This is a genomic window from Brevibacterium sp. (assembly GCF_052105255.1).
GTDB classification, from domain to species: Bacteria; Actinomycetota; Actinomycetes; order Actinomycetales; family Brevibacteriaceae; genus Brevibacterium; species Brevibacterium linens_B.
Genome location: NZ_JBQDYQ010000019.1, coordinates 44,179 through 50,648, shown reverse-complemented (window position 1 = coordinate 50,648; position 6,470 = coordinate 44,179). Strand labels below are relative to the sequence as shown.

General features: G+C 65.9%; 5 protein-coding genes. 4 read left to right on the top strand and 1 reads right to left on the bottom strand.

Annotation, left to right across the window (positions count from 1 at the left end; genetic code table 11):
- Together ACTIIH_RS07550 and ACTIIH_RS07545 are read left to right on the top strand one after the other, a co-directional pair.
- On the top strand, positions 1-1,492 hold a 1,492-nt coding region (locus ACTIIH_RS07550; protein WP_441451313.1), incomplete at its 5' end, for an oxidoreductase.
- Positions 1,489-2,181: a TetR/AcrR family transcriptional regulator gene (locus ACTIIH_RS07545; protein WP_441451312.1), complete on the top strand. Its 693-nt coding sequence runs from the start codon at positions 1,489-1,491 to the stop codon at positions 2,179-2,181. The genes ACTIIH_RS07550 and ACTIIH_RS07545, both read left to right, overlap by 4 nt.
- Positions 2,182-2,192: 11 nt before the next feature.
- Here the strand turns inward: ACTIIH_RS07545 and ACTIIH_RS07540 are convergent, their stop codons facing one another.
- Positions 2,193-3,506, bottom strand: a complete 1,314-nt coding sequence (locus ACTIIH_RS07540; protein WP_441451316.1) for an ATP-binding protein — start codon at positions 3,504-3,506, stop codon at positions 2,193-2,195.
- Positions 3,507-3,681: 175 nt separating this feature from the next.
- Here ACTIIH_RS07540 and dapA point away from each other — a divergent pair, with 175 nt between their 5' ends.
- Together dapA and ACTIIH_RS07530 are read left to right on the top strand one after the other, a co-directional pair.
- Positions 3,682-4,605: a 4-hydroxy-tetrahydrodipicolinate synthase gene (gene dapA / locus ACTIIH_RS07535; protein ID WP_441451311.1), complete on the top strand. Its 924-nt coding sequence runs from the start codon at positions 3,682-3,684 to the stop codon at positions 4,603-4,605.
- A 34-nt stretch (positions 4,606-4,639) separates the two neighbouring features.
- Positions 4,640-6,286 (top strand): ribonuclease J, encoded by a 1,647-nt coding sequence (locus ACTIIH_RS07530; protein WP_441451315.1) that lies wholly within the window; start codon positions 4,640-4,642, stop codon positions 6,284-6,286.
- Positions 6,287-6,470 lie beyond the last annotated feature (184 nt).

The following is a 6,470-nucleotide window of genomic DNA, read 5'->3' as shown; positions in this document are numbered from 1 at the left end:
CGCCAGCCACGGCTACCTGCCCATCCAGTTCTTCAACCCCGCCGTCAACACCCGCGCCGACGAGTACGGCGGCAGCCTGGAGAATCGTCGCCGGTTCCTCGCCGAGGTGGCCCAGACCGTCCGAGCCGCCGTCGGGCCCGATGTCGTGGTGGGCGTGCGGATCTCCGGTGAAGAGAAGACCGAGGACGGCCTCGTCGCCACCGAGATCCTCGACCTCATCGAACACCTCGACTCCCTGACGGCCGAGGGCGTCGACTGCCTCGACTACTTCTCGATCACCGCCGGCGATTCCTCCACTCTGCAAGGTGCCGTCCACATCGTGCCCTCGATGCAGATCGACCCCGGCTACGCCGCGAACCTGTCCGAGCAGGTCAAAAAGATCACCGCCAAGACCGTCATGGTCGCCGGCCGCATCAACCAACCCCACGAAGCCGAAGTCGCGATCGCCGAGGGCCGCACCGATATGGCGATCATGACCCGCGCGATGATCTGCGACCCCGAGATCGCGAACAAATCCCAGACTGACAGGGTCGACGAGATCCGCGCCTGCATCGGCTGCAACCAGGCCTGCATCGGCCACTTCCAGCAGGGCGTGCCGATCTCGTGCATCCAATACCCCGAATCCGGCCGGGAGCTGACCTTCCTTCCCCGACCGACGGTGCGCACCCGACGCAAGATCCTCGTCATCGGCGGGGGACCGGCCGGACTCAAGGCCGCCGCCGTCGCCGCCGAACAGGGCGATGAGGTGGTGCTCCTTGAAAAGGAGTCCCACCTCGGCGGGGCGGTGCTGTTGGCTCAGGAGCTGCCGTACCGGTCCGAATTCGGGGGAGCGGCGACGAATCTGTCCGCCGAGGCGGCCCGCGCCGGCGTCGACATCCGCACCTCCGTACCGGCCACCCAGAACTTCATCACCGAGGTGGCCCCCGACCACGTCATCATCGCCACGGGAGCCGAACAGCGAATGCCCGCCCTCGAGATCGCCGACGGCGCATTCGTCATCGGGGCTCGCGACTATCTGCGGGAGTCCCCGGACCTGCCGCCAGGCCGCGTGCTCGTCACAGACTGGAAGGGCGACTGGATTGGTCTCGGCATCGCCCTCCGACTGGCCGAGGCCGGGCGACACGTGAGCGTGGCGACGGCGGCGAACTACGCCGGTGCCGGGATCCAGCAGTACACGCGCACCCTGCTCGTGTCCCAAGCGCTGCGGACCGGTCGGATGCAGTTCGTCAACGACGCTCGCCTCGTCGGCATCGATGCCGATACCGGTTACCTGCAGTCCACTCTCTGCGAGGTCGTTCATGAGGTCGACGGCGTCGCCGCGACGATCGTCTCCGAAGCACCGCGATCGGTGCCGGTCGACCTCGACTTCGGAGCCGCCTCGGTGACGGTGATCGGCGACGCCCTGGCCCCGCGCACGGTCGAAGAGGCCGTGTACGAAGGGCTGACAGCGGCCACCTCTCTGGCCGAACGAGACGAACCGGTCGCGTCGTGAGCCCGCGACCGGCCCAACCTGCCGCCGAAACCGAGACGAAGATGGCGGCGATCATCGCGGCCACCCTCGATCAGATCGTTGACCGCGGACCGACTGCTGTGCGCATGGCCGATGTAGCGAAGGCCGTCGGCATGTCGGTCGGGACGGTGCAGTACTACTTCGGGTCACGCGATGCCCTGCTCGCCGCAGCGTTCTCGGCCCACAGCGATGCGGTGCTCAAGGACATCGCGGACATGGCGAATCCTGATGGCAAGAACACGGTCGAAGGGACAGAAGCCGGGTCGCCTCGGTACCGTCTGCACGCGGCCTTCACCGCCGTCCACGAGGTCGGCAATCACGGCCAGAGGTCGCGGATCTGGATCGAACTCGTCACCGCGGCACGCACCCACTCGAGCTTGCAGGATTGCGTCGATTCCGTCTTCGAAGGGTGGCGCAGCCTGTTCTCACGCATCATCGGTGACGGCATCACGACCGGAGATTTCACACTTTACGGGCTCACCGTCACCGAGGTGGTCGACACGTTCATCGCCATCATCGACGGCTTCGACCTCGCGAACGTCGCCGGACAGGGACCCGAGCCGACGACGATGACGCGCATCCTCGGCGCGACTGCGGACGGCCAGTTGAGCGGTGGGAGTCCGGGCGCCGCTGCGACGCATTCGGGTCCGCACAATCCGGTCCGGTCATAGCCCGGCCCGCCTCAAAGCCTGGCGATCGTCTCCACGTCTTCGCCGAACTCCCGAGCTGTCTCCTCGGACACCGTCGCGCGTGTCGCCCGCAGCGCCTCGAGGTAGTCATCGGTCGACAGCACGTCAGACCGCGAAGCGATGTCGAGGTGCTGCCGCCGCAGCGACGACGCCAGAGCTTCCTGCGAAGCACGCCGGGCCGCATACTCGATATCGGCCGGGGTCAGACCGTCACTGGCATTGACGAGCACGTCGAGATCGACACCGCCGATCGTGTGCTCGGGAATGTAGCGCGACCAGATCGCTTCCCTGGCGGTGGCATCGGGCAGCCCGATCGGGATGACGTAGTCGAAGCGCCCGTGCCGCAGGAACGCCGCATCGAGGGCGCGGACGAAGTTCGTCGCACAGATGAGCAGCCGGCCCTCCCGATCTCGAAACTGACCGACCTGCTTGAGCAGCTCATTCGTCACACCCTGCGTCGGCGACGGCGGCTCACCCCCGCGCTTCGACGCGATCTCCTCGACCTCATCGATGAACACGACAGCATGCTCGAGCTCATTGATCTGCTCGAACGTTGTCCGCAGACCCGCGGCCACACCACCGGGCTCACCGGACAGACGCGACGGGAACACCTCGACGAACGGCCAGTCCAACCGCGACGCCACCGCCTTCGCAAATGTCGTCTTCCCCGTCCCCGGCGGACCGAAGAGCATCACCGCCCGAGGCGGGACCACCCCGAAATGATCGGCGAGATCCGGTTCGGCCAAGGGAACGACGAGGCGGTCCTCGAGCATGTCCTTCTCCTCCTGCATCCCGCTGACCCCGTCCCAGAGGTGGCGCGGCAGGATGCGTCCGCCCACCGTTTTGAGACGGTCGAGCTCACGACGTTGGACGGGCAGGTGCCGTTCGACGTACTTCAGCCCGGAACGGGTCTCGAAACCGTTGGCCACCAGACCATCGCAGGCCGACGTCCCCGCGGGAATGAGCATCGACAGCTTCCCCAAGCCCAGCGGCATGAGGCGTCGTTCGAGCGCGTCGAGCAGCCCCGCCTCGGCGCGGGTGCCCTGCTCCGGATCCGCACGGACCGCCTCGAGGACATGGAAGAACACGAGAACCCCCTGCCCGTGGGCGGCGCGGCCGACGGCGGCACCGACGATCTCCTCATCACGGACGGCCACGACGGCCTGATTGCGCTGGCAGGCGGCCAGCACCTCGGAGAGCGGATAGAGCGGGGGAGCGGCCGCAGATTCCGGGACGGCGGCTTCGAAGAGACGGATGATTCCGTCGAGGTCATCATCATGGAAATCGCGGATGCGGGTGCGGGTCATCGAAAACTCCTGAGTTTCGGTGGCAGGCAGGGCACAAGCGTAGACGATCAGACGGACGCGGGTGTGATCCATCTCTCACCGTGATCGCATGAGCGCCGCAGACGAGGCGAACGACACCCGCAACGCGGGTGGACCACTGCACTGATGAGACGACGTGGGCGGTATCCTTGGGTCTATGGCGATTCTCGGTGATCAGGCAGCAGCGACTGCCATGGACGCGTTCGGTTCCGTCGGCACGGCAATGGTGACTCCATTCAAGCGCGACGGCAGCATCGACTATGCGTCCGTGGAGAAGGTGGCGAACCACCTCGTCGAGCTCGGCAACGACATGCTCGTCGTCTCCGGCACCACCGGCGAATCTCCGACGACGACCGACGATGAGAAGGTCGAACTCATCCGCGTCGTCCGCGGAGTCATCGGCAAGCGGGCGAAGATCGTCGCCGGCACCGGCAACAACGTCACCGCACACACCATCGACCTCTCCCGCCGCTCGGCCGATGCCGGAGCCGACGGGATCCTGCTCGTCACGCCGTATTACTCGAAGCCGACCCAGCCGGCGATCGAAGCCCATATGCGCGCGGCCGCCGACTCCACCGACCTGCCGGTCATGCTCTATGACATTCCCGGCCGCGCCGGTGCCCCGATCATCACGGACACCCTGCTGCGACTCTCGGACCACCCGAACATCCTCGCGGTCAAGGACGCCAAGGGCGACCTCTTCGCCTCCTCGTTCGTCATGAACAACTCCTCGCTCGTGTACTACTCCGGCGAAGACGCGCTCAACCTTCCGCTGCTGTCCCTCGGCGCACTCGGACTCGTGTCCGTGGCCGGGCACGTCTGCTCGGACCGGTTCGCCGCCATGGTCTCCGCAGTGGCGAACAACGACCTGGGCACCGCACGCACCCTCTCCCGCGACACCGCGGACGTGGTGGATGCGCTCATGAACCACATGCCGGGAGTGATCTCGGCGAAGGCCGCTCTGCAGGCCCAAGGAATACTCGACAACCGCGACGTGCGTATGCCGCTGCTCCCAGCTGATGAGGATCAGATGGCGTTCGTCGCCGCCCAATTGACCAGGAGTGGTTACCTCAGTGAATAATGCATTGACCCAAGAACTGTCCCTCCCGCCGAAGATGGACAGAGAAGCCGTCCGCATCGTCGCGCTCGGCGGACTAGGCGAAGTCGGCCGCAACATGACCGTCTTCGAATACCACGGCAAACTTCTCATCGTCGACTGCGGTGTGCTCTTCCCTGAAGAGGACCAGCCCGGCGTCGACCTCATCCTCCCCGATTTCTCCTACCTCGATGACCGCCTCGATGACATCATCGGTCTCGTCCTGACCCACGGCCACGAAGACCACATCGGCGCCGTTCCCTACCTGCTGCGACGCAAGGGCGACATCCCGATCCTCGGCTCGCGGCTGACGATCGCGCTCATCGAAGCCAAACTCAAAGAGCACCGGATCAAGCCCATCACCCGTGTGGTGGCCGAAGACGACGTCGACCAGCTCGGTCCCTTCGACCTCGAATTCGTCGCCGTCAACCACTCGATCCCCGACGCCCTGGCCGTATTCATCCGCACCGGCGCCGGCAACATCCTGCACACCGGTGACTTCAAGATGGACCAGCTGCCGCTTGACGGCCGCATCACCGACCTCCGCGCCTTCGCCCGCCTCGGCGAAGAGGGAGTCGACCTGTTCATGACGGACTCGACGAACGCCGAGGTCCCCGGCTTCACTGCGCTGGAGAAGGACATCGGGCCCGTGCTCGAGAACCTCTTCGGCACCGCCGAGCGCCGCATCATCGTCGCCTCGTTCTCCTCCCACGTCCACCGCGTGCAGCAGGTGCTCAACGCCGCCACTGCTCACGGTCGCAAGGTGGCCCTCGTCGGCCGCTCCATGGTGCGCAACATGAAGATCGCCGAAGACCTCGGCTACCTCAACGTGCCGGCCGGAACGCTCATCGACATCAAGAAGGTCGACGACTACCCCGAGGACCAGATCGTCCTCATGTGCACCGGCTCCCAGGGTGAGCCGATGGCCGCCCTGTCGCGCATGGCCAACCGCAACCACCGCGTCGACGTCGGCGACGGCGACACCGTCATCCTCGCCTCCTCGCTCATCCCCGGCAACGAGAACTCCGTGTTCAAGGTCATCAACGGCCTGATGAAGCTCGGCGCTCGTGTCATCTCGAAGGCCGACGCGAAGATCCACGTGTCCGGCCACGCCTCCGGAGGCGAGCTGCTCTACTGCTACAACATCGTCAAACCCCGCGGCGTCATGCCCGTCCACGGCGAATGGCGTCACCTGCTGGCCAACGCCCGCCACGCCGAGGCGACCGGAGTCGACCCGAACAATATCGTCCTGGCCGATGACGGCTGGGTCGTCGACCTCAAGGACGGTCACGCCGAGGTCGTCGGCGCCGTCGACTGCAACTACGTCTTCGTCGACGGTTCGTCGGTCGGTGAGATCACCGAGGCGGACCTCAAGGATCGTCTCGTCCTGTCCGGTGAGGGCTTCGTGACGATCTTCATGGCCGTGAACTCGCAGACGAAGTCGCTCATCGCCGGACCCGAGATCCACGCCCGCGGTGTGGCCGAGTCCGATGACGTCTTCGACTCGATCGTCCCGAAGGTGCAGAAGGCCGTCGAGGATGCCCTGCGTGACGGCACCACTGATCAGTACCAGCTGCAGCAGGTGGTGCGCCGCACCGTCGGCCGCTGGGTGTCCTCGAAGCTGCGCCGCAAGCCGATGATCGTCCCCATGGTCGTCATCGTCTGAGACCCAGTCTTCGAGCGGCTGCGTCGGCGGTCGGCTCGACTGTCGGTCTGCTGCACAGACGAAACCGCGAACGCCCGCAGGTGCCTGAAGGTCCTGCGGGCGTTGTCGCGTTCTGGGCGAATCGCCTTCTGATCGGCACATCGCGTTTGAACCCGATGCCTGGATCAGAAGGCGATGACACCTG

What these genes read in the sequence shown, in the direction of transcription:
- ACTIIH_RS07540 (WP_441451316.1), bottom strand. Translation starts at nt 3,506, where the DNA reads ATGACCCGCACCCGCATCCGCGATTTCCATGATGATGACCTCGACGGA.
- dapA (WP_441451311.1), top strand. Translation starts at nt 3,682, where the DNA reads ATGGCGATTCTCGGTGATCAGGCAGCAGCGACTGCCATGGACGCGTTC.
- ACTIIH_RS07530 (WP_441451315.1), top strand. Translation starts at nt 4,640, where the DNA reads ATGGACAGAGAAGCCGTCCGCATCGTCGCGCTCGGCGGACTAGGCGAA.